At 69.5% G+C, this 23,320-nt stretch carries 24 protein-coding genes and 2 pseudogenes; 12 read left to right on the top strand and 14 right to left on the bottom strand.

Annotated features, from left to right (window positions below; translation table 11 throughout):
• Positions 1 to 81 precede the first annotated feature (81 nt).
• The 3 genes from IAG42_RS35490 to IAG42_RS35480 are packed head-to-tail and all read left to right on the top strand — an operon-like array spanning position 82 to position 2,551.
• Positions 82 to 390, top strand: coding sequence for an ArsR/SmtB family transcription factor (locus IAG42_RS35490; RefSeq protein WP_188341038.1), 309 nt, complete (start codon positions 82 to 84; stop codon positions 388 to 390).
• On the top strand, positions 387 to 1,487 hold the full coding sequence (gene arsB / locus IAG42_RS35485; protein WP_188341037.1) for an ACR3 family arsenite efflux transporter: 1,101 nt from the start codon (positions 387 to 389) through the stop codon (positions 1,485 to 1,487). The genes IAG42_RS35490 and arsB overlap by 4 nt, the downstream gene beginning before the upstream one ends.
• A complete protein-coding gene (locus IAG42_RS35480) occupies positions 1,484 to 2,551 on the top strand; it encodes an ArsO family NAD(P)H-dependent flavin-containing monooxygenase (protein WP_188341036.1) in 1,068 nt (355 codons plus the stop codon). The genes arsB and IAG42_RS35480 overlap by 4 nt, the downstream gene beginning before the upstream one ends.
• Before the next feature lie 232 nt (positions 2,552 to 2,783).
• On the opposite strand, the pseudogene IAG42_RS38230 reads toward IAG42_RS35480, so the two are convergent.
• Positions 2,784 to 3,149: pseudogene (locus IAG42_RS38230) on the bottom strand (sensor histidine kinase); the annotation flags it as partial.
• A 111-nt stretch (positions 3,150 to 3,260) separates the two neighbouring features.
• Between IAG42_RS38230 and IAG42_RS35470 the strand changes: the two are divergent.
• Positions 3,261 to 3,992: an LCP family protein gene (locus IAG42_RS35470; RefSeq protein ID WP_188341034.1), complete on the top strand. Its 732-nt coding sequence runs from the start codon at positions 3,261 to 3,263 to the stop codon at positions 3,990 to 3,992.
• Between the two features lie 256 nt (positions 3,993 to 4,248).
• Here the strand turns inward: IAG42_RS35470 and IAG42_RS35465 are convergent, their stop codons facing one another.
• From IAG42_RS35465 to IAG42_RS35455, 3 genes are all read right to left on the bottom strand, one after another.
• Positions 4,249 to 5,217, bottom strand: coding sequence for a TIGR01777 family oxidoreductase (locus IAG42_RS35465; RefSeq protein WP_188341033.1), 969 nt, complete (start codon positions 5,215 to 5,217; stop codon positions 4,249 to 4,251).
• A gap of 314 nt (positions 5,218 to 5,531) precedes the next feature.
• A complete protein-coding gene (locus IAG42_RS35460; protein ID WP_223206330.1) occupies positions 5,532 to 5,930 on the bottom strand; it encodes a hypothetical protein in 399 nt (132 codons plus the stop codon).
• Positions 5,931 to 5,948: 18 nt separating this feature from the next.
• On the bottom strand, positions 5,949 to 6,386 hold the full coding sequence (locus IAG42_RS35455) for a DUF4259 domain-containing protein (RefSeq protein ID WP_188341032.1): 438 nt from the start codon (positions 6,384 to 6,386) through the stop codon (positions 5,949 to 5,951).
• A 250-nt stretch (positions 6,387 to 6,636) separates the two neighbouring features.
• Between IAG42_RS35455 and IAG42_RS35450 the strand changes: the two genes are divergently transcribed.
• Entirely contained in the window at positions 6,637 to 7,248 is a 612-nt protein-coding gene (locus tag IAG42_RS35450; RefSeq protein ID WP_188341031.1) for a GNAT family N-acetyltransferase, read from the top strand.
• A gap of 861 nt (positions 7,249 to 8,109) precedes the next feature.
• Here the strand turns inward: IAG42_RS35450 and IAG42_RS35445 are convergent.
• Together IAG42_RS35445 and IAG42_RS35440 are read right to left on the bottom strand one after the other, a co-directional pair.
• Positions 8,110 to 8,478, bottom strand: a pseudogene (locus IAG42_RS35445) (hypothetical protein); the annotation flags it as partial.
• Between the two features lie 159 nt (positions 8,479 to 8,637).
• Positions 8,638 to 9,039, bottom strand: coding sequence for a hypothetical protein (locus IAG42_RS35440; RefSeq protein ID WP_188341030.1), 402 nt, complete (start codon positions 9,037 to 9,039; stop codon positions 8,638 to 8,640).
• A gap of 484 nt (positions 9,040 to 9,523) precedes the next feature.
• On the opposite strand from IAG42_RS35440, the gene IAG42_RS35435 reads away from it, so the two are divergent.
• Together IAG42_RS35435 and IAG42_RS35430 are read left to right on the top strand one after the other, a co-directional pair.
• Entirely contained in the window at positions 9,524 to 10,246 is a 723-nt protein-coding gene (locus IAG42_RS35435) for an alanyl-tRNA editing protein (RefSeq protein WP_188341029.1), read from the top strand.
• Positions 10,246 to 10,824 (top strand): helix-turn-helix domain-containing protein, encoded by a 579-nt coding sequence (locus tag IAG42_RS35430; protein ID WP_188341028.1) that lies wholly within the window; start codon positions 10,246 to 10,248, stop codon positions 10,822 to 10,824. The genes IAG42_RS35435 and IAG42_RS35430 overlap by 1 nt, the downstream gene beginning before the upstream one ends.
• Positions 10,825 to 11,453: 629 nt before the next feature.
• Here IAG42_RS35430 and IAG42_RS35425 read toward each other — a convergent pair.
• The 3 genes from IAG42_RS35425 to IAG42_RS35415 all read right to left on the bottom strand — a co-directional run bounded on the left by IAG42_RS35425 (position 11,454) and on the right by IAG42_RS35415 (position 14,456).
• Entirely contained in the window at positions 11,454 to 11,948 is a 495-nt protein-coding gene (locus IAG42_RS35425; protein WP_188341027.1) for a GNAT family N-acetyltransferase, read from the bottom strand.
• Between the two features lie 685 nt (positions 11,949 to 12,633).
• Positions 12,634 to 13,467: a dioxygenase family protein gene (locus tag IAG42_RS35420; RefSeq protein ID WP_188341026.1), complete on the bottom strand. Its 834-nt coding sequence runs from the start codon at positions 13,465 to 13,467 to the stop codon at positions 12,634 to 12,636.
• A gap of 38 nt (positions 13,468 to 13,505) precedes the next feature.
• Complete coding sequence (locus IAG42_RS35415; RefSeq protein WP_188341025.1) at positions 13,506 to 14,456, bottom strand: helix-turn-helix domain-containing protein; 951 nt, start codon at positions 14,454 to 14,456, stop codon at positions 13,506 to 13,508.
• 80 nt (positions 14,457 to 14,536) lie between these two features.
• Here IAG42_RS35415 and IAG42_RS35410 point away from each other — a divergent pair, with 80 nt between their 5' ends.
• Both IAG42_RS35410 and IAG42_RS35405 read left to right on the top strand, forming a co-directional pair.
• Positions 14,537 to 15,457, top strand: a complete 921-nt coding sequence (locus tag IAG42_RS35410) for a LysR family transcriptional regulator (RefSeq protein ID WP_188341024.1) — start codon at positions 14,537 to 14,539, stop codon at positions 15,455 to 15,457.
• A gap of 102 nt (positions 15,458 to 15,559) precedes the next feature.
• Complete coding sequence (locus IAG42_RS35405) at positions 15,560 to 16,927, top strand: alpha-lytic protease prodomain-containing protein (protein WP_188341023.1); 1,368 nt, start codon at positions 15,560 to 15,562, stop codon at positions 16,925 to 16,927.
• A 178-nt stretch (positions 16,928 to 17,105) separates the two neighbouring features.
• On the opposite strand, the gene IAG42_RS35400 is transcribed toward IAG42_RS35405, so the two are convergent.
• From IAG42_RS35400 to IAG42_RS35390, 3 genes are all read right to left on the bottom strand, one after another.
• The gene (locus IAG42_RS35400; RefSeq protein ID WP_394811297.1) at positions 17,106 to 17,564 is read right to left on the bottom strand and encodes an NUDIX domain-containing protein; all 459 of its coding nucleotides are present in this window, start codon (positions 17,562 to 17,564) and stop codon (positions 17,106 to 17,108) included.
• A gap of 439 nt (positions 17,565 to 18,003) precedes the next feature.
• Positions 18,004 to 18,750 (bottom strand): hypothetical protein, encoded by a 747-nt coding sequence (locus tag IAG42_RS35395; RefSeq protein WP_188341786.1) that lies wholly within the window; start codon positions 18,748 to 18,750, stop codon positions 18,004 to 18,006.
• An 80-nt stretch (positions 18,751 to 18,830) separates the two neighbouring features.
• On the bottom strand, positions 18,831 to 19,241 hold the full coding sequence (locus IAG42_RS35390; protein ID WP_188341022.1) for a RidA family protein: 411 nt from the start codon (positions 19,239 to 19,241) through the stop codon (positions 18,831 to 18,833).
• A gap of 76 nt (positions 19,242 to 19,317) precedes the next feature.
• Between IAG42_RS35390 and IAG42_RS35385 the strand changes: the two genes are divergently transcribed.
• Positions 19,318 to 19,707: a winged helix-turn-helix transcriptional regulator gene (locus IAG42_RS35385; protein ID WP_188341021.1), complete on the top strand. Its 390-nt coding sequence runs from the start codon at positions 19,318 to 19,320 to the stop codon at positions 19,705 to 19,707.
• Positions 19,708 to 19,769: 62 nt separating this feature from the next.
• Here the strand turns inward: IAG42_RS35385 and IAG42_RS38225 are convergent, their stop codons facing one another.
• Together IAG42_RS38225 and IAG42_RS35375 are read right to left on the bottom strand one after the other, a co-directional pair.
• Positions 19,770 to 20,648 (bottom strand): ATP-binding protein, encoded by an 879-nt coding sequence (locus tag IAG42_RS38225; RefSeq protein ID WP_223206329.1) that lies wholly within the window; start codon positions 20,646 to 20,648, stop codon positions 19,770 to 19,772.
• A 170-nt stretch (positions 20,649 to 20,818) separates the two neighbouring features.
• Positions 20,819 to 21,727 (bottom strand): LysR family transcriptional regulator, encoded by a 909-nt coding sequence (locus IAG42_RS35375; protein WP_188341020.1) that lies wholly within the window; start codon positions 21,725 to 21,727, stop codon positions 20,819 to 20,821.
• Between the two features lie 138 nt (positions 21,728 to 21,865).
• Here IAG42_RS35375 and IAG42_RS35370 point away from each other — a divergent pair, with 138 nt between their 5' ends.
• Positions 21,866 to 22,684, top strand: a complete 819-nt coding sequence (locus tag IAG42_RS35370; protein WP_188341019.1) for a 3'(2'),5'-bisphosphate nucleotidase CysQ — start codon at positions 21,866 to 21,868, stop codon at positions 22,682 to 22,684.
• Between the two features lie 39 nt (positions 22,685 to 22,723).
• Positions 22,724 to 23,320, top strand: a complete 597-nt coding sequence (locus IAG42_RS35365) for an NADPH-dependent F420 reductase (RefSeq protein ID WP_188341018.1) — start codon at positions 22,724 to 22,726, stop codon at positions 23,318 to 23,320.

The raw sequence follows: 23,320 nt of genomic DNA, 5'->3' as shown, positions 1-23,320 counted from the left end.
CTCGTCGCAGGGCGGAACCCAGCCGCCGATGACTTCAGCCCCCGCTGGTATCAGCGAGCAATGATGTGAGAGTATCAGCGCATGCTGACTTCAGTCGACACTGATGTGATCAGGGTGCTGGGCGATCCGCTCCGCCTCAAGATCGTGACCTTGCTGGCGCGCGAGACGCTGTGCACGACGCACCTGGTCGAGGAGACCGGAGCCAAGCAGACCAACCTGTCCAACCACATGAAGGTGCTGCGCGAGGCCGGGCTGGTGGAGACCGAGCCGTGCGGCCGCTTCACCTACTACAAGCTGCGCCCGGACGTCATCGCCCGGCTCGCCGGCCAGTTCGCCGAGCTCGCCGAGTCCGCCCGTACCGCCGCCGAGAACAAGAGGGCCTGCCCGTGACCTCCACCGCACCCGCACAGGCCGGTGTCGGCAACGACTCGATCGTCAGGAAGCTCTCCACCCTCGACCGCTATCTCGCGGTGTGGATCCTGCTCGCCATGGCCATAGGACTCGGCCTCGGCCGTCTGATCCCCGGCATGGGCGACGCCCTGGCGAAGGTCGAGATCGGCGGCATCTCGCTGCCGATCGCCATCGGCCTGCTCGTGATGATGTACCCGGTGCTCGCGAAGGTCCGCTACGACAAACTCGACACGGTCACCGGCGACAAGAAACTCATGCTGTCGTCACTGGTCATCAACTGGGTCGTCGGCCCTGCCGTGATGTTCGCCCTCGCCTGGATCTTCCTGCCGGACCTGCCCGCCTACCGCACCGGCCTGATCATCGTCGGCCTGGCCCGCTGCATCGCCATGGTCATCATCTGGAACGACCTGGCCTGCGGCGACCGCGAGGCGGCAGCGGTCCTGGTCGCCCTCAACTCCGTGTTTCAGGTGTTCGCGTTCGGCCTGCTCGGATGGTTCTACCTCGACCTGCTGCCGCAGTGGCTCGGCCTGGGCGACGGCCAGGGCCTGGACGTCTCCGTCTGGCACATCGCGCTCAACGTGATCGTCTTCCTCGGCATCCCGCTCGTCGCCGGCTTCCTCACCCGCCGCCTCGGCGAGAAGAAGCTGGGACGCGGGCGCTACGAGTCCGACTTCCTGCCGAAGATCGGCCCCTGGGCCCTGTACGGCCTGCTGTTCACGATCGTCATCCTCTTCGCCCTGCAAGGGAAGACGATCACCTCACAGCCGGTCGACGTCATCCGCATCGCCCTGCCGCTGCTGGTCTACTTCGCCGTGATGTTCTTCGGCACCTTCCTGCTCGGCAAGGGACTCGGCCTCGCCTACGACCGCACCGCGACCCTCGCGTTCACGGCAGCCGGCAACAACTTCGAGCTGGCCATCGCCGTCGCCATCGCCACCTTCGGCGTCACGTCCGGCCAGGCCCTGTCCGGAGTCGTCGGCCCGCTCATCGAGGTCCCGGTCCTGATCGGACTCGTCTACGTGGCCCTGGCCTGGCGCAAGAGGTTCGCCGCCGACGCGGTGACGGCGGCCCCGTGACGCGGCACGCGGACGTGGTGGTGGTCGGCGGCGGCCAGGCCGGCCTGGCCGCCGGCTACCACCTGCGCCGCCTGAACCTGGACTTCGTCATCCTGGACTCCCAGGCCACGCCCGGCGGCGCCTGGCAGCACACCTGGGACTCCCTGCACCTGTTCTCGCCCGCGGCGTTCTCCTCCCTGCCCGGCCGGCTCATGCCGCCGCAGCAGGGACAGGAGTATCCGGGCGCAGCGCACGTCATCGACTACCTCCGCGACTACGAGAAGCGCTACGAGCTCCCGGTGCAGCGTGCGGTCCGCGTGCTGGGAGTTCACCGCGCGGGGGCGCTGCTGCGCGTCGAGACCGACGGCGAGGAATGGACGGCTCGCGCCGTGGTCTCCGCGACCGGGACATGGTGGCGTCCCTTCCTGCCCGCGCTTCCCGGGCGCACCGACTTCGCGGGACGGCAGCTGCACACGGTCGAGTACCGCTCCCCCGCCGACTTCGCCGGGCAACGCGTGATCGTGGTGGGCGGCGGGAACTCCGGCGCCCAGATCGCCGCCGACCTGGCCCTGGACGGCCGCGCCGAGGTGACCTGGGCGACCCAGCGCCCACCCCGCTACCTGGCCGACGACATCGACGGCCGCGCCCTGTTCGACGCCGCCACCGCCCGCCGCCGCGCCCTCGACGCGGGCCGCGCCGACACGGGCGGCGTCGCCTCGCTCGGCGACATCGTGGCGGTCCCGCCCGTACGACAAGCACGGGACGCCGGCCTGCTCACCGCGTCACCGATGTTCGCCCGCCTGGAACGCGACGGCGGCATCCGGAGCGACGGGACCCGCGCCGACGCCGACGCGGTCATCTGGTGCACCGGCTTCCGCCCCGCCCTCTCCCACCTCGCCCCGCTGGGTCTCCGGAGCAGCCGCGGTCACATCGCCACCGAGGGCACCCGCGCGCTCCACGAACCCCGCCTGCACCTGCTCGGCTACGGAGACTGGACCGGGCCCGCGTCAGCGACCCTGATCGGGGTCGGCCGCCCCGCACGCGACGCGGCCCGGGAGATCTCTGTCTTGCTTGCACGGAACTGACGTGCTTGCACGGAACTGACGTGGAGGGCGGCTGCGGTTCGTGCCTTGGTCCAGTACCGGACGGCCCGGCCGGCGTAGAAGACTGCCGGACATGATCACCCCTCAGGCGTCGGAGCCACCCCTTGCCGCGGTGCGGAGGCGCTCGATGCCTCTGGTGTTCGGCGCGGAAGGCCATCGGCGTGCTCGTTGGAGGGGCGTGATGCCCGTAGGCGTGTACCGCTCGTGTGGCGTCCTACGAGCGGAACGTGCGAGTCGGGATTCTGAGGCGGAATTGCGCGCCTCCCCCGAAGGCGTGCTCAGCCGTGAGTTCGGCGTCGTGCGCGTGGGCGATCTGGCGGACCATGGCCAGACCCAGGCCGGAGCCGGGCAGGGCTCGGGCGGTGCGGGCGCGGTAGAAGCGGTCGAAGACATAGGGAAGGTCTTCGTCGGAGATGCCGGGGCCGTGGTCGCGGACGGTCAGCACGAGTTCGTCCGGGGCCGAGGTGAGGGTGATCTCGACGGGGCGGCCGGGCGGGCTGAACTTGGCCGCGTTGTCCAACAGGCTCGACAGCAGGCGGGAGAGCCGGGCCGGTACCCCGGCGACGCCCGCGGTGCGTGCCTCGGCGGCGACCGAGAGGACGAGGGGTACGGCCTCTGGGCGGCCTACCAGCGACTCGAAAGGAACCTCGCCACCACCGACCTCGACGCCCGCCTCGGCTCCGACACGACCATGCTGGTCCACGTCGCCGGCAACCGGAAGAGCGCCACCGTCGTCAGCATCCCTCGGGACACCGTCGTCCACCGACCGTCCTGCCCCCGCACCGACGGCGGCAGCACGCCCGAGGACGGGGCCGCCATGTTCAACACCGCCTACAGCGTCGGCGGCAGCGCTTGCACCGTCAAAACGGTGGAGCAGATGAGCCATGTGCGGATCGACCACGTCATCGAGGTCGACTTCACGGGATTCAAGCGGCTTATCGACGCGATCGGCGGTGTCGACGTGACCACCGAGCAGGACATCCACGACCCCAGGAGCGGCCTCGACCTGACCGCGGGCACGCACACACTGCACGGCCAACAGGCACTCGCCCTGGTGCGCACCCGCTACGGAATCGGTGACGGGAGCGACCTGGGACGCATACGCCTGCAGCGGCGATTCCTCACCGCCCTGGTCGAACAGCTCCACTCCGACCGCCTGTTCAGCGACCCCGTGCGCCTGTACAAGACCGCTGACGCCGCAACATCGGCCCTCACCACCGACACGGACCTCGGCTCAGTGCGCGCGCTGACACATCTCGCCCGGGACGTGAACCGCGTCGGCCCGCACGCCGTCCGCTTCCGCACGCTGCCCGTCCGCCCCAATCCACGCGACCCCAACCGGGTGACAGCGGACCGACCCGCCGCAGACACCCTCTGGAATGCCCTGCGTCAGGACAGAACACCGCCGCCCGACAGCGACTGATCCGAGCCTCGGGTGCAGACCAGCAACAGCACGGCGGCCACGGGTTCCGGCCGCGGCCGGCCGCCGGTACACAAGGCTGCGCCGGGCCCCGCGGGGCGCGACTCTTCGCCTGGCCTTCGCCAAGGAGGGCGGGGGTGTCGCACCCTCGCTGCACTCGAGGCGCAGTCGGTGCCCCGATGCCCAGGCCACTCTCCGCGTTCGGCCCGCCGGGCTGTCGTGCTGCTCCCAGCAGCTACCCCCACCGTCCCGGATCCGTTCACCGACGTGGCACGGAACCTCGCCCGCCCCGTTCTCGCACCCGAAGCACCAGCTCATCCGCAGCCTGCGGCCAATGGGCGTACTGAAAGTCGAAGCCTGCCTGGACCATTCGGCCCGGGACGACACGGCGGCTCTTCAGCAGCAGTTCGCTGTCGGTACGCAGAGCGAACGCGCCGAGCTCGGCCATCCACTTGGTCGCCGGGAGACCCACCGGCACACCCCACGCGGAGCGCAGTGCGCGCATGAATGCGCGCTGCGGCAGGGGATGCGGAGCTGCCAGGTTCACCGGCCCTGTGATGTCCTCCCGGTCGATCAGAAACTCCACCGCGCGCACGAAATCGTGTTCGTGGATCCACGACACGTACTGTGCGCCACCGGCGACCGGGCCCCCGAGGCCCAGGCGGGCGAGTCCCAGCAGGACGGCGAAGACCCCGCCGGGGTCCGGGCTCATCACCATGGCCGCACGCAGAGCGACCTTGCGCGTGGCCGGCGTTTCCGCCTGCTGCTGAGCCTGCTCCCAGGCTTTGGCGATCTCGACGCTGTACGCCCAGTAGTTCGGCACGCACTGTTCGGTGCCGCCGATCACACCGGTGACCTCGTCGTTCGGGGCGTCGAAGCGGTGCGAGTACACCGTCGCGGTGCTCATCTGCAGCCAGACGCGGGGCGGTCGGACAGCGTCCGCGATCGCGGCGCCCACGACTCGGGTGGAGTCGACCCGGGAGTCCATCATCTCCTGCAGATTGGCCGCCGTGTATCGGCAACTCACGCTGCGTCCGGCCAGATTGATGACGACGTCGCTGCCGTCCACCTCCGCCGCCCACGGCCCCAGGGTCCGACCGTCCCACTGGACCTCGCCCTCGCGCCTGGCATGTCGGGTGAGAATCACGACCTCGTGGCCGGCGTCGGCCAGTGCGCGTTTCAGGACAGCGCCAACCTGTCCGGTGCCGCCCGGAATCACTATCTTCATCGACTCCCCCTCCTTCCTCTCGGACCAGCCTAGACCAAGAGTTGAACGCGTTCAAAACTAATGATCCACCACTTAAACCGGCCCCACCGCGCGGCACAGGCACTGGACGTCGATGGGGAACGCTGCTCTCCGGAGGCAACGCATCCGGAGCCGCCGGGGCTGCACCCGGGATCCCCTTCGTCACTGGCCACATGGCCATCGCCCATGCCGGAACCACGGTTACCCCCGGCCATGCGGACCGACAAACTCGCCCTCGCCCAGCAGACCGCGCTCCACCTCGCCGCGATCCTCATCCGGGCACGGCGACAGCCCGCTCAACCATCGACCACCCAACATGCGCCCGCAGGCCAGGAGCCCGTGCCAACGATGTGCTCCACGAGCCAAAATGCCTCACGGATGGGGACGGTGTCCTCATCCGGATACTCGTCGCCCTGCCCGTTGGAGAGGATGAACCCGTCGCTCGCCCCCGTAGTTCCGGGGTCCGCGGCATGCTCGCCGGGACCACCCTCGCCTTCGAGCAGCACCACCATCGCTCGCTCGGTGTTCGTCACGAAGGCCAGCAACCGTCCGGACGAACTGGTCAGCCACGTCTCAAGCTGCCCGCTGTCGATCCTCGACCGAAGAGCCTCCACCACCCCCGCCGACGAAACAGAGGCAGGGCCGTCGTCGCTGATCACCCAAGACTCGATCACGAGCACGCCGATCTCACGCACGCCCCCAAAGGACAGACCCTAGGCATCGAACAGCGAGTCTTCCTGCATGGTGGGCTCGGGTGCGAGGACGGCGCGAAGGCCGCTGACGGTCTGCCGCCACCTCGAGCCATCAGGTGTCTCGTCCCAAAGCTCGGCGAGTTCGGACTCCTCGGCAACGACACGGTCCAGTGCCTCGACAGCAAGTGGCTGAAGATCGTCGGCGAAGATCGGAAGGGCTTCGTCGGGCCCATAGCTTGTGCTGATCGGCTCACCGCCCGGGCACTGTGCCGCGATCAGAGCGACGGCCGCTACGGCCTCCTCCCCTTCCGGACCTTCGAGGTAGTCCCGGGTCTGGATGGTGCGAATCAGAGTCGCCCGCACAAGAGCCTCGCGCTTGTCCTTTGCGGTTTCGTCCAGGGCGCAGGCGAAGTCCGCGGCCGTGTCATTCTCGAACGGGCCGATATCCCAAGTACCCATCGTGATCTCCTCGCGTCAAAGTGCGGTGATCATCGCATCGGCCACTGACAGCGGCGTGGTTCTCACGTGGCCGGCGCCCGTACCACCCCACTCTTTGCCCTCGACGGACTGTGCGCCGGTCAACTGCACGAGCATCCAGGGCTACTGAGCCAAGCGACTGTAGCGACGAATACCCCCGCGCTTGCTTCGGTTTTGCACTAGTGCAATCATCGGTTGCCCCTAGTGTAAACGCGCCCCTAAAGTGTCGATCATGACAGCGAAGACGCCCACGCCCGTGACCCTGACCGGCACCCACGTCCGTCTCGAACCGCTGACGCGGGGCCATCTCAGCGATCTGTTTGCCGCCGGCGGCAACGACGACGAGGTGTGGCGGTGGCAGGGCGGCCCGACACCCACGACCGAGGCGGAACTCGGCGCCAAACTCGACGACGTCCTCGACGACGAACTCGTCGCCCTGCCGTTCGCAGTCGTACTGCTGGAGACCGGCCGCGCCATCGGCTGGACCACCTACCTGGACGTCAGCGAGCAGAACGAGAGACTGGAGATCGGCTGGACCTGGTACGGACGGCGCCACTGGCGCTCGGCCGTGAACACCGAGTCCAAGCTGCTGCTGCTCACACACGCCTTCGAGGAACTGGGCATGGGACGGGTCCAGTGGAAGACGGACCACATGAACCATCGGTCGCGGACTGCGATCGCCCGCCTCGGGGCCCAGCCCGAAGGCATCCTGCGGCGACACCGGCAACGGCCGGACGGAACCTTCCGGGACAGCGTCTACTTCTCGATGCTCGCAGACGAGTGGCCGGCGGCCAAAGCCGGGCTGCAATCGAAGCTGGCCAAGTACGCGGTGCGGAACGACTGATCACGCCCGCCCTGCGCCCGCCGGGAAGCCCCCCCCCACTGGCATCCACCACCCCGCAAACGGACAACCAGCGCCGAGGCGCTCGTCCCGGCCGCGGATCTATGGGTGGGCAACCACAACATGCCGGCCGGCCAGTCCGCCCCGTGATGTGCGCCGTCCAACAGGCTCAAGGTGATCCGCTCCGCCTGACACATACCCTCCGGCCTCTCCCGTTCCGGGGCCGGTATCGGTGACCTGAGCTGGCTTGAACCTCGCTTACGTGATCGCCGTGCGCTGGGCTTTCCTGATTCTTCGTCAGTAGTGGTTGCCACCAGACAGTTCAGCGGGAGTTGCACCGGGGGGGGAGGCTGCATGCCTTGGGTCAGACCGTACGTACGGGCGGACGGGACGAAGGTCCGTGGGTACTCACGCTGGGCGGCGGGCGCGCGCCGGGAGATGGCGATATTCGTCGGTGTCGCTGTGGTCGCGGTGGGTGCCGGCAGCAGCATGGACGGCGCGGCGTCACGGTCAGGCCCGGGCGCGGAGCACCCGAGACCGAAGTCGACGGCGATCTATCCCGTGCACTTTCCCGGGTGGGAGCAGCCGAAGAAGCCGAAGCCGACGGTGTCGTACCCGATCCAATTCTCGCCCCAGGAAGAAGACCGGTAACACGGCTTCCTCATGCCCAGGCCTCTCCCGCGCCGCATCGACAACCAGCTCCCTCGTGAGTGATCCACAAGAAGCGACGATGCGGGAGGGCCTTGAGCGAAGTGCTGCCTGAACTCGTCGGACGTAACATGCTCGACGATCTCGTCAGCGGGACCGATTTCAGCGACGACGATTTCTGGACTGCGGTGGTCGGGGAGCTCTACCGGCCCCGGCTGCAGCGTCCAGGGCGCGGGCGACCTCCGCCCAGGAGGTGACATCCGGGCAGTAGCCGGTGGAGTGATTGCTGACCTCGCTCACGTTCCACCGGTCTGCCTCGCGCATGAAGCTGATCTCACCAGCGCTCAGGACCATGTCTCCGTCGGCGCAGGCCACGTGCTCGCTCCGGCACGGCGCCAGCCGAAGCACACCGTCCACGCCGACCACGAAGGTGAAAGGTTCGACCAGATCCACCATCGCTTGCTCCACGATCCAGCCGTCGAAGTCAGCCGCGGATCCGATACGACGCCCGCCGTCACCAGGCCGGACCGCAGCCTTCAACTCGACCGGTTCGACATATCGATAGCTCCGACCTCGCCCAACCACGCCGGCCAACTTATCGGACTTCCGACACACGGCCCGGAGAGCCGGGCCTTCGCGGCTCCAGTAGCGCCCTGGGGGTGGGGAAGCTCGCCGACTCCCAACCGCTTGACGTCACTTCTGCATCTTGGGCTTCTCTTCGGTCTTGGGCGTCGGCCGCGACGGTCAGAGCGCCCGCTCCGGCGTGCGTCCCCGGAACACGACGGTCAGTGTGGCTTTGCCCGTCAGGACGTGGATATGGCTGCCGTCCCGGTGGGCTGCGATCACCGTCCACAGCACTCCGTCGTCGTCCTCCTGCGACGTCGTGACGTTCCAACCGGCCGAGCGGAGGGCCGACGTCGCGCGTGCGGCTGTCTCGGCAGCGGTGGTGGTCGCGGGGCGCTTGCCTTGATATTCCGCTGCATAGTGGTGGCGGAGTGGCTGAAAGCTAGCGATCTTCGGCTCGTCGAGCGAGAGCCGACGCAGGTGGACGCGGACCGTCAGATCGGTGATCAGCGCGACCAGTTGTCGCCGAAGCGACCGGCCCAGCAGATCCAACTCGTCACGTGCCTGCGACGTCTGATCCATGAGGTCCCCTGCGGCCCGAACGTAGCACAGGGCCGACGGCCGTGGCCGTGGTCGTCTCCACCCTGGAATCTCCTGGATGCCAGCCGTCGGACGTAGCAGCGGAGCAGGGCTCATGAGCATGTGGTCAAGAGCGTCAACGGCTCACCGCCACTCACCCCGCCACAGGCGCGCCGGTGAGGGCCAGCATCACGAGACCATTCCGCCACCGGTATCTCCGCCGGTCATAAGCGTTGAAGCTGATACACACTTCGGGCATGCCCCATGCCGCTGCCGCCATGATCGAACAACTTCCCCGGCCTTGATGCGTCAGGCGCAATGAGCCGTCCAACGCACGAGTCAGGCAGTGAAGCCGATGTTCATCACATACCCGTAGGCGCCGGGCCCGGAAAGGTCTGGCCGAGGGCGAGGGGTAATGTCGAGCGGCACTGGTTCATTTTACTGAACGCTGTGTTCACCATGCTCGCTCGTTCGTTATAGTGAACACATGGTTCATCTAATCGATACCGTTCGGGGAGCTGTCCAGGTCGCCACGTACCTGGACGACACCTATCTGGATCAGGCCGACACGCGGGTGATCGCCGTAGGTGACCGGGACGGTGCGCCGTGGGCTGCCGTCGAGCACTGCCTCTTCCACCCGCAGGGCGGCGGCCAGCCCGCCGACCGGGGCTGGCTGGACGATGTGGAGGTCGTCCCGGTCCGGGACCGGGAGTCGGGGCTGATCGTGGCGCTGGCGCCCGAGGGCGGCCAGTTGCCGATCCTCGCCGTGGGGCAGGAGGTGCGGGCGCGGATCGATGTGCAGGCCCGGATGACGCACGCCGCACTGCACACGGCCGGGCACCTGGTCGAGGCGGCCGGACGCCTTCAGGGGTGGGTGATGCTCAGCAGCAACCACTTCCCCGGTCAGGCCCGCATCGAGTTCCAAGCGCCGCAGCCGGACGCCCGGCTGGCCGACCCGGAAGGGCGCGAGGAAGCCACCGCCGCTCTGCGGGACGCGGTGGCCGCCGCGATCGCCGACGATCTGCCCGTCCTCGCGCAGTACGAGGGCGAGGGGCGGCGCGTGGTGCACCTGGGCGCCCTGCACTGCGCGCCGTGCGGGGGCACCCATGTGCGCAGCCTCGGCGATCTGGCCGAGGTGGTCCTGCCGACGCTGAAGGTGAAGAAGGGCCGTGTCCGCGTGTCCTACTCCGCCACCCACCGGAGCCACTGATGGCCGCGCCGTCCGGCTCCGGCCGACAGCCGGTCAGCAGTACCGCGGCCGCGGTCGGCGCAAAGATCCGACTGCGCCGTCAGCAACGCGGAATGAGCGCCGCGGAGATGGCCCGGCGCGCCGGCCTGAGCAAGGCCACTCTGTCGCAACTCGAGGCGGGCAAAGGCAACCCGACGATCGACACCCTGGACGCGATCGCCGTCGCGCTACGCATCCCGATCGCGGACCTGCTGGCGCGCGACGCCGACACCGGGCCGGTCTACCGGCCGGGCACGCCCGCCGAACCGGGCGACGTCGCCCGGGAACTGCTGCGCCGTATCAGCAGTGGCAACAGCCTGGAGATCTGGCGGTTGCGCATCCCGCCCGAGACGGAGGTGACCGGCGTCCCCCACGCCACCGGCACGATCGAGCACCTGCTCATCGCCACCGGGCACGTGACCGCCGGACCGGTCGATGCCCCGCAGGACCTGGGCCCCGGCGACATGCTGGCCTTCGCCGGCGACGCACCGCACTTCTACCGCACCGCCGCCGAGGCGGTGGACATCACCGTCGTCTTCGCCTCCCCCATCAGCACCTGAGCCAAGGCGTCGGATAGTTGACAACCGGGCGGAACACGGGCCTCCAGCGCCGGGTATTCAGCTGCCGAGGCCGAACAACCCCCGTGCGGAGCACGGCTGGGCCTGGACGTAGATCCTGCTCTCTCGCCCGACGACCCGGCGGCGGCCGGGAAGGGCCCCGTCGGGCAGGGCAAGCAGGCTGACGCCCGCCGACTCGACGCATGGCCAAGGAGGTGGCCGCGAACGGCAATCAGGTCGCCTTCTAAGGGGGCTACGGCGAGGAGCCGGACCGGCCCGCCCACGGAGCGCTCACCGAACCCCACCCACGCCCGCCAGTTGGAGCTGGTCGAGACCCTGGCCGATGCGCCTGGGGTTGGGATCCTCGCCGATTCCGGCTACCAGGGACTGGGACTCTTCACGACGCATGCGCGTCGCACACGGCATCGCCACCTGAAGAACCGGCGAACCCTGGGCCGCCACCTCGGCCGTCGCGAGCACATGAGCGCCACGACCCAAGCCGTCGCTGGCCTGTCGTCTCACCAGCAGACCGCAGACCTGAACCCGCAACGGCAAACGGGAACACGGGCACACCGAAGTCCTCGACGTCTCACCGTTCGTCAGACGTCTCGGACAGTGGGGCTTGGCGACTCTCACTCAGCAGTGAGCTTCTTGACGAACCAATGGTCGGCCCGCCCATGGCCTTCATACGGTCCGGTCTCCTGGTAGCCGTGCCTGGCGTACAGGGTCCGGGCCTCGATCAGTTGGGTGTTGGTCTCGCACACGATCCGAGTTGCACCGAGCTTCACAGCCGTCTCCTCGACGGCCCGCAACAGACCTTTCCCGAGCCCTGTTCCACGTCCGGCCGGGCGCACGTACATCCGCTTGAGCTCGGCCGTCTCGGTGCCGTTCAGCATGCGCACTCCCGCGCACCCCAAAAACTCGCCCTCGTTGCTGCGTGCGACGAGGAACGCGCCGCTGGGCGGGCCGAGATCGTCGTGGGGGTCGTGCGCCAGCACGGTATCGAGCTCCACGCTGGTGACCGATCGTCCCAGCACCCTTTGCCCCATCTCCTCGAAGTACTCCCGCATCACGTCGTCCACGTCCGCGTCCAGGACGGATCCGGCCTCAATGATCCAGTCAGACATGCACACCATGGTCCCCCTCAGGCCCACGGCCGTCCACGCTTTCGCCAGTCACCATCCACGCTTTCCGGCCCGTTCGGGAACCGCGCCCCATCGAGTGCGGCCGCGCCCGCCGGGACGGTCCGTCCACCGGCGAGAGTGACCCCGAGTCCAGCTCCTCGTCCTCCGCAGCGCACTCGATGCTCCCCGCACCAGAATGGGTCGGCAATCAGAGCTGCATTCGCAGACCACGTGGCGCATCCGAGCCCGTACACGAGCGCGGTTCCACTGGGCGAAGCCTCGACAGTCCGTCGCCGGCACGGGCCGACCACAGGCGGCGGCGCTCGCCAGTACTGCCGGACGTGGCAAGGCTCCTGCCCAGCACGCATGCTCACTGGGCAGAAACCCCTACAGCTCCCGGGTTCGGAACGGTCGTGAACGGGCACGGCCCCACGACGGTGGGCTGCCACGGGGCCCTGCATCCTCTGCGTGGTTCAGGTATCGGGCCCGCAGATCCGGACGCAGGTCCTCCCAGCGGGAGGACCGCCGCGCCAGTCATCAGCCGAGCAACCGCGCTGGTCGGCCACACTCGACGGGAACGTGGCCGATCGAGTCGGAGAGAGTACCCCGAGCGTGACGCATGTCGGACTCGGGACACGGCTCCCTGGACTGTGACCGGAGCGAGTGCCCGATCCTCGGGCGGCCGAAGTCAGACGAGCTGCCACAGCGCCGGAGCGTTCGGCGGTTCCCAGCCGGGCTGGGCCGTGTGTCCCTGTAGGCAGCGGTAGGTTCGGCCGCCGTAGGCGACCGTCGCGCCGGTCCCGTAGGTCGTCCCCACGGCCCAGGTGCCGCCGGTCGGTGGGTCGCTGGGGTCGCCGCCGCCCGGGTCCTGGGGGACGTCGAGGACGAAGTCGAACGATGCCTCGCGGCCGCCTCCCCCGTCGCGCACCGCCATCAGCAGGCGTGGGTCGTAGATCGAGTCGGTGTTGTTGCGGGGCTCGTTCGGGAAGTACAGCTGCGTGGTGAGGACCGGGCGGCCCGGTGCCTGAACCTTCACGTGGAGGTGCCGGGTGCGCCCGGGGTAGAGGCCCGGCACGATCGTGGTCAGGGTGAAGGAGCCGTTCGAGGCCGTGTACTGGTGGCCGCGGAAGCGGAAGCCGGTGTTGTCGTAGGCGCCGTTCGTGTCCGCCTGCCAGAAGTCCATCAGCGCGCCCGATATCGGGCGGCAGGCCAGGCCGAAGACGTATCCGGTGAGCGTGAGCCGCGTGCCGGGCGTCCCGGCTTCCAGCAGACTCGTGCGCTGCGGGGAGTTCGGTTTGAAGTACGGGCCCTCGATCTGGCTCGGCGTCGGGTCATCGCCGTCGTCGCAGGCCGGTGTCACCTCGACCGGGGTGCCGGTTTCGGCGAAAGTGCGGGCCAGGGCGGGGGCGCCCGTCATGGCCAGGGGTACGGCGGCGCCGGCCGCGAGGGCCGCACGCAGCACCGTCTTGCGGCTGACGAGCGGGGAGCGCGAAGGGTCCGGTGAGTTCGTCTGGCTGTCCATACCTGCTCCTTGTGGGGGCTGTCGGATCGCCAACGAACCTAGGGACGCCGCCGCGGTGCTTCGAGGGACTGGTGGTGGTGACTGTGGTGTTTTCGGAAGGCGCCGGGGCTCGATCCGGTCTCGCGGCGGAAGAAGCGGCTGAAGTAGGCGGGGTCGGCGAACCCGGTGCGGTCGGCGATCTGCCGTACCGAGAGGCCGGTGTGTGCGAGCAGCCGCTGTGCCTGCTGGGCGCGGGCCTCGATGAGGAGGCGTCCGGGGCTGCGGCCGGTCGCCGCCCGTACGGCCTCGGTGAGGTAGCCGGGGGTGACGCCGAGGCGGCGGGCGCACTCCCGGACTGTCCAGTCCCGCTCGATGGACGCGGGCGCCTCGCGCCGGTCAGCGAGCATCCGAGCGAACGCCTCGGCGACCGCACCCATCCGCCCCTCCGCACGGTGGGGCCCTGTGCCGCGCTCCGGCAGACGGTCCGCGCGGGTCACCAGGACGTGCAGCAGGGAGCGGAGCACGCTCTCGTAGCCGGGGCTGCGTTCGCGGTGCTCTTGGACCAGCTCGTCCGCCAACAGGCCTATACGCGCGTTCTGTTCGGCGTCCAGGCTGAACCAGGACCGCTCTGCGAGGCGCCGCAGGACGGCCCGGTCGCCGGGGTGGTCGACCAGGAAGTCCTCGGTGAACAGCACGAGGGTGCCCGTGAGGTTCCGGTCGGACTCCCAGTGGTGGACCTGGCCGGGGCGGATCACGGCGAGGTGCGGGGGGTTCAGCGTCCAGCGCGCGAGGTCGATCACATGGGTGCCGGTGCCTGCGGTGACGTGGACGATCTCGTAGAAGGTGTGCCGGTGCGGGCCGCGGTCTCTGGCCAGCGGCCCCAGCGCATCGAAGTCGCCCGCCGCGAAGGGCGTGGCACCGGGGCCGGCCGTCTCCAGCCGGTGCAGGGGTACGTCTCCTGGGTGCGGAGGGGCGCACGGTGTTCCAGGTAAGACAGTCGTCCTGAACATCGGCCCATCGTCCCGCCGCGGCTGCAATTGGTCCATACCAGCCTCTTGTCCCTGTCCCGTCCGCCCCGCAAGCTCACTGCATGGAGCTGGAGTTGCGGCATCTGAAGACCATCCGGACGATCGCCGACGCGGGAAGCCTCACCCGGGCGGCCACCACGCTCGGGCTCGCCCAGCCGGCGCTGAGCGCACAGCTCAGACGGATCGAACGAGCCCTGGGCGGCGCCCTGTTCGAGCGGGGCCGGTACGGCGTGCGGGCCACGGCCCTCGGCGAGCTGGTCCTCGAGCGCACCCGGGTCGTGCTGCCCGCCGTCGCCGAACTCCAGCGGGAGGCGAGCCGGTTCGCCCGGGCCCGCCAGGAGCCGGAGCGGCTGCGGCTCGGCGGCACTCACGGCCCGCTGCTCGGCGCGCTGCTCGAGCGGCTCACGGACATGGCGCCCGGCGCCGCCGTCACCACCAGCGCCTCCTGGTCCGAGCGCGAGCTGGCCGCCCAACTGACCGATGGACGGCTGGACTTCGCCCTGTCGGGCACCTGCGGATCGGCCACCCCGCCCGGCCCCGAGCAGCTCGTGTGGCGGGAGATCGCCGTGGACCCGGTCCTCGTGATGCTCGCCGACGACCACCCCCTGGCCGGCGCCGACGAGATCGACCTGGCGGCGCTCGCCGACCAGGAGTGGGCCTGCGTCCCCGGTGACGGCTGCTTCGCCGACTGCTTCACCGCCGCCTGCGCCCGCGCCGGATTCAGTCCGCGCCGGATGTACGAGACGGACACGGCGTCCTGCGTCCATCTGGTGCGGGTCGGCCGGACGGTCGGCCTGTGCAGGGCCTCGTTCCCGGCCACGCCCGGCATCTCCCTGCGTCCGGTCACCGGAACGCCTCTGGTCTGGCGCCATCTGCTCGGCTGGCACGCGACGGCCCAGCGGCCGGACCTGGCCGAGCAGGTCCTGGATCAGGCCCGCAGCGCGCACGCGGGTCTGATCGGCCCGGAACAGCGCGTTCCATAACACCGGGGCAGGGGGTCGGCTGACGTCTTATGCCGCCGGCCCGGCGCTCCTACGGTTTGGGCACTCCCCGCACTTCCCCGAACCTTCCGAGGAGACCACCCCATGCTCCAACGACTCCGCAGACCCGCCCGCACCCTGTGTACGGGGGCCGTGGCGGCCGGTGCGCTGTTCGTGGCCGGGCTCAGCGGCTCCGCGAACGCGACCGCCGACCCGGCGTCACACCGTGCGCCGTCCGCGGCGCAGACCATGAGGACCGCCGAGGCCTCGCCCGCAGTCATCCACGCCATGCAGCGGGACCTCGGCATCAGCGAGAAGCAGGCGTACGCCCGGCTGGCCAACGAGGCCGAGGCGGGCGCCACCGCCGGGCGGCTGCGCCTCACGCTCGGCAGGGACTTCGCGGGCGCCTGGGTGCGCGGCGCGGATTCGGGATCCCTGACCGTCGCGACCACCGACGCCAAGGACGTCGCGGCGATCGAGGCACGCGGCGCCACCGCGGCCGTGGTCGGCCACTCCCTGGCCGACCTCGACGCCGCGAAGGCCCGCCTGGACCGCGCGGCCGCGAAGCAGGGCACCACCGACACACCCGCCTGGTACGTCGACGTGCGCTCCAACACGCTCGTGGTCGAGGCGGTCAGGCCGGCCGCCGCGCGGCCCCTGCTATCCGCGGCCGGGGTGGACGCCTCCCTCGTCCGGGTCGTGAAGACCTCCGAGCAGCCCCGCCCGCTGTACGACCTGCGGGGCGGCGACGCGTACTACATGGGTGGCGGTCGCTGCTCGATCGGCTTCCCGGTCACCCGGGGCACCACGCAGGGCTTCGCCACGGCGGGCCACTGCGGCCGGGCGGGGACCAGCACCAGCGGCTACAACCAGGTCGCGCAGGGCACCTTCCAGGCGTCGATCTTCCCCGGCAACGACATGGCCTGGGTGGCGGCCAACAGCAGCTGGACGGCGACGCCGGTCGTCGCGGGGAACGCGCAGCAGGTCGCCGGGTCGACGCAGGCGACGGTCGGCTCCTCGGTCTGCCGCTCCGGTTCCACGACCGGCTACCACTGCGGCACGGTCCAGCAGCTGAACACCAGCGTGACCTACCCCGAGGGCACCATCTCCGGAGTGACCCGCACCTCGGTGTGCGCCGAACCCGGTGACTCCGGCGGCTCGTTCATCTCCGGCAGCCAGGCCCAGGGCGTGACCTCGGGCGGCTCCGGCAACTGCACCAGCGGCGGCACCACGTACTTCCAGCCCATCAACCCGCTGCTGCAGAACTACGGCCTCACCCTGAAGACGGCCGGCAGCGACCCAGGCGAGCCCGGTGAGCCCGGGGAACCGGGCGGCACCTGGGCGGCGGGCACCGTCTACCAGCCGGGCGACACGGTGACGTACGGGGGCTCCACCTACCGCTGCCTGCAGTACCACCAGGCACAGGGCGGCTGGGAACCGCCGAACGTGCCGGCCCTGTGGCAGCGGGTGTGACCGCCTACCGCTGAACGACTCCGGCCGCATGCCTGTCCGAACGACGCCCGTCCCGAATCCCGGGGCGGGCGTCCGTCGGCGGCAACATCATCGAGAACGGCACCGACTCCTATCGTCTCGCGCCCAAGCCGCACAAAGGTCCGCTTGGTGCGGGGCCCGGCCGAAGAGGTGACAAAGGTCAGGACTGCGCGGTCCGGAACACGAGATACCGGCTGAAGGCCTCGTGGCTGTCGGGGGTGAAGGGCCACTCCGACAGGGCCGAGTGAAGCTCGGATTCGGTCAGCCAGCCATACCAGGCGACCTCATCGGGATCGCGGGTCACGGTGTCCGGCACCACGTCTTCATGCACGCCGAGCCAGTGAGGGCTCAGGCCGCTGCGGTTGATGAACGTGAACAGCAGGCGCGGCAGGCCACGGAGGCCCAACTCTTCGGCCAACTCCCGCCTGGCAGCCTGTTCATAGGATTCACCGACACCCACGGCGCCGCCGACCATGACCTCGTAGAGCCCGGGGAAGCGCGACAGCTGCTCCGACCGCCGATGGACGAGGATCCGACCACGCTCATCACGACACACCGTCGAGGCGATCCGATGCAGCCAGCCCTCCCGGATCGCCTGCCGACGGGTGACCACCTCCATGACACGATCTTGACAGTCGACACGCTCCACCAGTTCTTCCACGAGACACACCCTGGCAGAGCCCACTGACAACGCCGCTTCTCGGCGAGTCGTCCCCAGAACTCGACAACACTCTGGACCCGCCTGGTCAACAACTATTGCCGAACTCGGCATCAACCGTTCTCGCGTTACACCTACCTGGCCACCCTCCGTGCCGTCCGCCTGCCAGAGGGGTCAGACTCCGACTTCGTCGAAAGCGTCGATGCCGTGCAAGCCCTCGTAGCGGACACCGAACCGCGCTTGTCGCGCAGGCCGACGCTGAGGAAGACCTCAGTTGGGCCGTCTCTGTCGACGCGGCCACAGCCGAGGTGACAGGCCACCCGCCACGACAAGATCGCAACCATCTACCAGCGGGACGCTAGGTCGCCGACACTCTTCTTCGGTCTGCCGGGTAAGCGCCTCAAGAGCAGGAGCGAACCGCGGCATCCCAGGCGCCGGGACTGCGGTAATGGTTCTTGTGCCCCGCGACGAGTACGTGGCGTAGTTCGGCAAGGTGCCGGGTGTTCGCGGGGAGATCCAACTGGTCGAGGAGGGCGAGTGCGGCGGCCGGTTCCAGGTCGCCGTAGACATCGTGGAAACTCGTCAGGAGGCCTCGGAAGAGCGCCGGGTGCAGGGCGGGTAGCCGCACGGCGGTGCGGTATGCCGGCTCCTTCACCGTCCAGCGGACCGGGCCCGAGCATTCCAGCACGCGGCGGGCGCGGCGGAGCAGGTGTTCCGACGGCTCGGCCACCACTTGGTCGATGTCGTTGCCGAGAACCTCGGCGAACGCCGTCGCCGAAGTGGTGTGGTCCTCGAACCAGTCCACCCACAGCGAGTACGTGACGGCCTCGGCGTCCCGGTCTGCCTCCAGACGCCCGCGGTAGCCGTCCCACAGCACGTCGGCCGGCAGAGGGCCTTGCGCATCGTCGTTCGCGAACCGGATCTCGCACGTGACCCAGTAGTCGTCGAGGAGGTCCAGCAGCCCGAAAGCCAAGCGCACCTGTTCTGCTGCCTCCAGGTCTTCGGCGAACACATCACCGGCCCAGGAGTGCGCCACCTGGTTGGCGGTGAGCAATGTGTCCGGCTTCTCTTCGTCCACCCACCCACCGGGCACCTGGCTGACGCACTGATCGGCCAGCCAACGCCGCGCTGCTTCCTCGGCTTCCATCTCCACTCGGGAAGTATGACAAGCCTCATAGGATCCCGACCGACCCGACCGTGTCGAGGCTGCGCGGGCCGCTCGAAGAGTCAGTCCACAAGCGCGGTCGCCTCGACCTCGACGAGAACGTCCGGCTCGAAGAGGTGGTCGACGCCGATGAGGGAGGCCGGGGGCAGAGGAAGCCGGAGGCCGATCTCCTCGGCGACGGCCTCCACGCCGGCCATGAAATCGCCGATCTTCTCCGGGCTCCACCGGGTCACGTAGAAGGTCAGGCGCAGCACGTCCGCGAAGGACGCGCCCGCCCCTGCCAGCCCTACGCAGGTGTTGCGCAGTGCTTGGGCCACCTGGCCGGCCAGATCACCGGGTGCGACCGGGGTGCCGTCGGCCTGGCGTGCGATCTGGCCGCTGACGTGGACGTGCCTGGCTCCGGTGCCCACGGCGACATGGTGATACGGGACCGGCTGCAGCATGCCTTCCGGGGTGAAGTACTGAACAGTCATGGGCTTCTCTCCTCCAAGTAGGTATCCGTAAGCTACCTAGGAGAAAAAGGACACTTCAACGAGACCAGGTTTCGCCTTGGACACCGCCGACGAACTCCGTATCGAAGCCCCACACCGCGAATTGCTCGACCAGATCCTCGACAAGTGGTCGCTCAGCGTCCTCAATGAGCTCTGCGAACGCCCCTGCCGCTTCAACGAGCTGCGCCGGGCCATTCCTCAGGTCACCCAGAAGTCCCTGACCGCGACGCTTCGGCGGCTCGAACGCAACGGCGTGATCGCGCGCGAGGTCGTCTCCACCCGTCCCGTGGCGGTCAGGTATCGGATCACTCCCCTCGGCAAGACCCTCCGATCGCCCGTCGACGCACTGCTGGCGTGGGCCTCACAGAACATGCCCGCCATCGAACGCGCGCGCCAGGAGTTCGCGACGCGGGAAGAGGAGGAGAGCAGCTTCAGACTCGAACGCTAGGGCCTGTTCCACGGAAGGTTGTGGAGGGGTGTTCGGAAGCTGATCCGGACATGTCGAACGCGTCAGGCGAATGAGAAGTGCGCAGCGGCTTCCGCGGGCGTGGCGGCTTGACGACGTCCGGGGACATCGTGGACGCCGGTTGCTCCCTCGGCGCGGAGCTGGTCGGCACCCGCGGCCCGGCTCATGATGGCGGCGTAGGCGCGGACATCCGTGGCCGTGAGGTCGGGGCGGCCACGCTCGGCGTGCTGCTGAAGGAGGTCGGTGACGTCCGGGTCGAATCGCAGCATGGTCACTGGGGTGTTGAAGCGTCTGGCGATGGCGATGAGGCGTGCGCGTGCCTGCGGCGTGACGTTCGTCGACTCGGCGACTGCGCTGCGTCCGATGGAGAGCCTGGCGACGATCCTGCGGTCACGTTCCTCGAAGATCCGTGAGTCCGCCGCGTCGGATTCCGCTTCCGCGGGCGAGGCGCCGTAGAGCTCCGCGCGGATCTCGTCGCTGGAGACCACAGCACTCGCGTCGATCTGCCCGCGCGCGATCAGTGCCTGAACGAAGCTGGTCTTGCCCGATGCTGGTGGGCCGACGAGGACGACGAGTCCCGCCGGAACCCCGATGGCGGGAGCACGAGCGCTGAGGTAGAGGGCCCCGGCGCAGTCGAGGGCTTCCTCCGGGGAACCGGCCGGCAGTCCGCTGGGCAGGATGTGGTCGCGGTAGCTGTCGTGGCCGGCCCGGTAGAGGGCGAAGCCCCAGGCGTGCAGTACGCCGGTGAAGCGCAGGCGGCACAGTGGCAGGCTCCGGCCACAGGGCAACTCGGCGGTGACGTAGGCGAATCCGGCACGGAAGCGGACGTCGATGCTGTCCACGTGCAGCCGACGATCGCGGGCGTGGCGGTTCAGTCGCTGGCGCAGCTGGTGCTGCATCGATTCCGGCGGGTTCTTCGGCACGGGCCCATCCTGTCGGGTGCGGCGGCCCGCCGGGATCGTTGGCCGTGCACGGTGGGCGACGGGGAGATACGGGGTTGCGCTGGAACCGGAGACCTGGGTTCGCGAGCGGCTGGTGCGGACTGCGGGTTTCGGCACAGCGTGTGGGTGGTGAGGCGGCGGGACGGCGCCGGCTACGACGGTGCTCCGTCCATGGTCAGCGCAGTGCGGGCCAGCCCGCGCAGCCAGGCGTGGGCGGGATCGGTGTCGTAGCGGTGATGCCATGACAGATACACCGGTGCCGAAGGCAGTTCGAGCGGAAAAGGGAGCACGGCCAGGCCGAGGTCGGTGACCGCTGACCGTGTGGTGGCGTCGGGGACGCAGAGCAGGAGATCGCTGGTGCGCGCGAACTCCAGCGCGGCGGCTTCCGTGGGTGCGCTCGCCACGACGCGGCGGGAGAGGCCGAGCTGCGCGAGGGCGTCGTCGAGGGCGTTGCTGAGGTTGCCTCGTCGCGAGACGGTGATGTGTTCGGCGGCGGCGTACTGCTGTGCGGTGAAGGTCTTGAGACGGGTGAGGGGGTGATCCTGTCTCACGACGACGACGAGGTGCGTCTCGCCGACGCTCTCGGTGCGGATGTCCGGTGCGCTGGGGCGGTTGGCGTTCGCCTCGAGGTCGACCTCGCCTCGCCGCAACTCTGGTGTGTCGGTGCTGGATTCGGCGACGAAGCGCAAGCGCACGCCCGGAGCCTGCTCACGGACGGCCGAGAGCAGTGCGGGCCCGCTCAAGGCGATCAGGGAATCGTGCCAGCGGAGTGTGAACGTGCGCTCCAGCGTTGCCAGATCGAGTTCGCGGCTCGGGGCCAGGACCCCGTGGACCTGGTGGAGGAGCTCGTGCACCTGTTCCCGGACGGCGATCGCGTACGGCGTCGGTGTCATCGTGCGGCCGGTGCGCACAAGGATCTGGTCTCCGGTCGTGCGTCGGATGCGGCCCAGGCTCCGGCTCATCGCGGGGGCGGTGACGTGCAGGCGCGCGGCCGCGCCCGCCACGCTGCCCTCTTCCAGCAGCGCGTCGAGTGCCGCGAGCAGATTCAAATCCAATTGCATCTGAGTAATCCTAGCCGTGCTTTACATGCATTTGATGTTAATGGCGGGGCTGCATACCGTTGAGGCGAACGCGCAGGACACAGCGCGGAGTTCGGCCCTCGGCCGCCTTCATTCCATACCTCAGACGGGAGTACCACCATGTCCGAAACCCTTCAGAGCAATGTCGTCGCCGCCTCCGATGCCGACCTGCTCGCCCAGACCGTGTCCGCCGTGCGTGAGGCGGGTTCGGCGCTGCGTGAGCGCTACGGCGAAGTGGTCCGCTACCAGAGTCGTGAGCAGCTGATGCGCGCGCTCGCCATCAACGACGACGCGGCCCTCGACATTCTGCGGCCGCGCCTCACGAGCCTGCGCCCGGACGCCGGCTGGGTCGAGGACGAGCTGGACGGCGGTGCGCTGCCGGCCGGTGAATGGTGGGTCGTGGATCCGGCCGAAGGCAACGTCAACCACCTGCACGCCCTGCCGGAGTGGGCGGTGACCGCCACCCTCGTGCGGGACAACCAGCCCGTGCTCACGGCAGTCCACCTGCCGTTGGCCGGCGAGACCTACACCGCGCTCACCGGCGCGGGCGCCTACCTCGACGGCCGGCCGCTGCACGTCGCCCCGACCGAGGATCTCGGTCTGAGCATCGTGGCCACCAGCCAGGCCCGGCCGGACGAGGACGAGGACGTCGTGCGGCGCGTCGGCTCCTCGATCACCGCGATGCTCTTCGACGCGCTCGTCGTCCGCACCGCCGTGCCCGCGACCCTGCACCTGCTCAACGTGGCCGCGGGACGCATCGACGCCTTCTGGCAGTTCGCCGGAGCCCGCGCGGACCTGCTGCCCGGGGCGCTGCTCGTCACCGAGGCCGGCGGTCGGATCTCCGACGCCGAGGGCCGCCCGTGGACCCCGCAGAGCGAGAGCTTCCTGGCCGCCGCGCCCGGCGTCCACGCCGAGGCCGTCACCACACTCTCCCGCTGACCGCGCACCACCCCGCACGCACGGAAGGACCAGACCATCATGACCGCGATCGCAGTTCTCGGAAACGGCCGCGTCGGCAGCAACCTCGCCACAGCCCTCACCCGGGCAGGACATCAAGTCAAGGTGGCCGGCCGTGCGCCCGGCGCAGCCGCCGACGCCGCCCGGACAGCACAGCTCGTCATCAACGCCACCCCCGGAGCCGGTTCGCTGGAGCGGCTCGCCGCCTTGCGCGAGGAACTGCGAGGCAAGATCCTCGTCGACGTCTCCAACGCCACCGTCGACGGACCGGACGGACTGCCCGCCGAACTGCTCCACCCCGGCTCGAGCCTCGCCGAGCAACTCCAGGCAGCACTCCCACACACCCGCGTCGTCAAGACACTCAACACCATGCTCTTCCCGGTGATGACCGCACCGGCCCTGCTCGCCGAGGCCCCCGACGCCTTCCTCTCCGGCGACGACCCTCACGCCAAGCAGACGGTGCGGGACCTGCTCATCAGCCTCGGCTGGCGAGAAGAGTGGATCACCGACCTCGGCGGGATCCAGACCGCCCGCGCCACCGAGGCCGCGATACTCTTCGTGCCCCACGTCATCCGGACCAGCGGATTCGCACCCTTCGCCATCAAGATCGCCCGCTGA

Source organism: Streptomyces xanthii, assembly GCF_014621695.1.
Classification (GTDB): domain Bacteria; phylum Actinomycetota; class Actinomycetes; order Streptomycetales; family Streptomycetaceae; genus Streptomyces; species Streptomyces xanthii.
The sequence above is the reverse complement of the archived record's forward strand: the minus strand, read 5'-3'. Positions and strand labels throughout refer to the sequence as shown.

Coding starts and splice junctions, on each gene's coding strand:
- IAG42_RS35490 (WP_188341038.1), top strand. CDS start 82: ATGCTGACTTCAGTCGACACTGATGTGATCAGGGTGCTGGGCGATCCG.
- IAG42_RS35465 (WP_188341033.1), bottom strand. CDS start 5,217: ATGAAGATAGTGATTCCGGGCGGCACCGGACAGGTTGGCGCTGTCCTG.
- IAG42_RS35400 (WP_394811297.1), bottom strand. CDS start 17,564: ATGGAGGTGGTCACCCGTCGGCAGGCGATCCGGGAGGGCTGGCTGCAT.
- IAG42_RS35405 (WP_188341023.1), top strand. CDS start 15,560: ATGCTCCAACGACTCCGCAGACCCGCCCGCACCCTGTGTACGGGGGCC.
- IAG42_RS35375 (WP_188341020.1), bottom strand. CDS start 21,727: ATGCAATTGGATTTGAATCTGCTCGCGGCACTCGACGCGCTGCTGGAA.
- IAG42_RS35415 (WP_188341025.1), bottom strand. CDS start 14,456: ATGTTCAGGACGACTGTCTTACCTGGAACACCGTGCGCCCCTCCGCAC.
- IAG42_RS35425 (WP_188341027.1), bottom strand. CDS start 11,948: ATGTCTGACTGGATCATTGAGGCCGGATCCGTCCTGGACGCGGACGTG.
- IAG42_RS35410 (WP_188341024.1), top strand. CDS start 14,537: ATGGAGCTGGAGTTGCGGCATCTGAAGACCATCCGGACGATCGCCGAC.
- IAG42_RS35365 (WP_188341018.1), top strand. CDS start 22,724: ATGACCGCGATCGCAGTTCTCGGAAACGGCCGCGTCGGCAGCAACCTC.
- IAG42_RS35435 (WP_188341029.1), top strand. CDS start 9,524: ATGGTTCATCTAATCGATACCGTTCGGGGAGCTGTCCAGGTCGCCACG.
- IAG42_RS35390 (WP_188341022.1), bottom strand. CDS start 19,241: ATGACTGTTCAGTACTTCACCCCGGAAGGCATGCTGCAGCCGGTCCCG.
- IAG42_RS35395 (WP_188341786.1), bottom strand. CDS start 18,750: ATGGAAGCCGAGGAAGCAGCGCGGCGTTGGCTGGCCGATCAGTGCGTC.
- IAG42_RS35455 (WP_188341032.1), bottom strand. CDS start 6,386: ATGGGTACTTGGGATATCGGCCCGTTCGAGAATGACACGGCCGCGGAC.
- IAG42_RS35430 (WP_188341028.1), top strand. CDS start 10,246: ATGGCCGCGCCGTCCGGCTCCGGCCGACAGCCGGTCAGCAGTACCGCG.
- IAG42_RS35450 (WP_188341031.1), top strand. CDS start 6,637: ATGACAGCGAAGACGCCCACGCCCGTGACCCTGACCGGCACCCACGTC.
- IAG42_RS35470 (WP_188341034.1), top strand. CDS start 3,261: ATGCTGGTCCACGTCGCCGGCAACCGGAAGAGCGCCACCGTCGTCAGC.
- IAG42_RS35420 (WP_188341026.1), bottom strand. CDS start 13,467: ATGGACAGCCAGACGAACTCACCGGACCCTTCGCGCTCCCCGCTCGTC.
- IAG42_RS35370 (WP_188341019.1), top strand. CDS start 21,866: ATGTCCGAAACCCTTCAGAGCAATGTCGTCGCCGCCTCCGATGCCGAC.
- IAG42_RS35440 (WP_188341030.1), bottom strand. CDS start 9,039: ATGGATCAGACGTCGCAGGCACGTGACGAGTTGGATCTGCTGGGCCGG.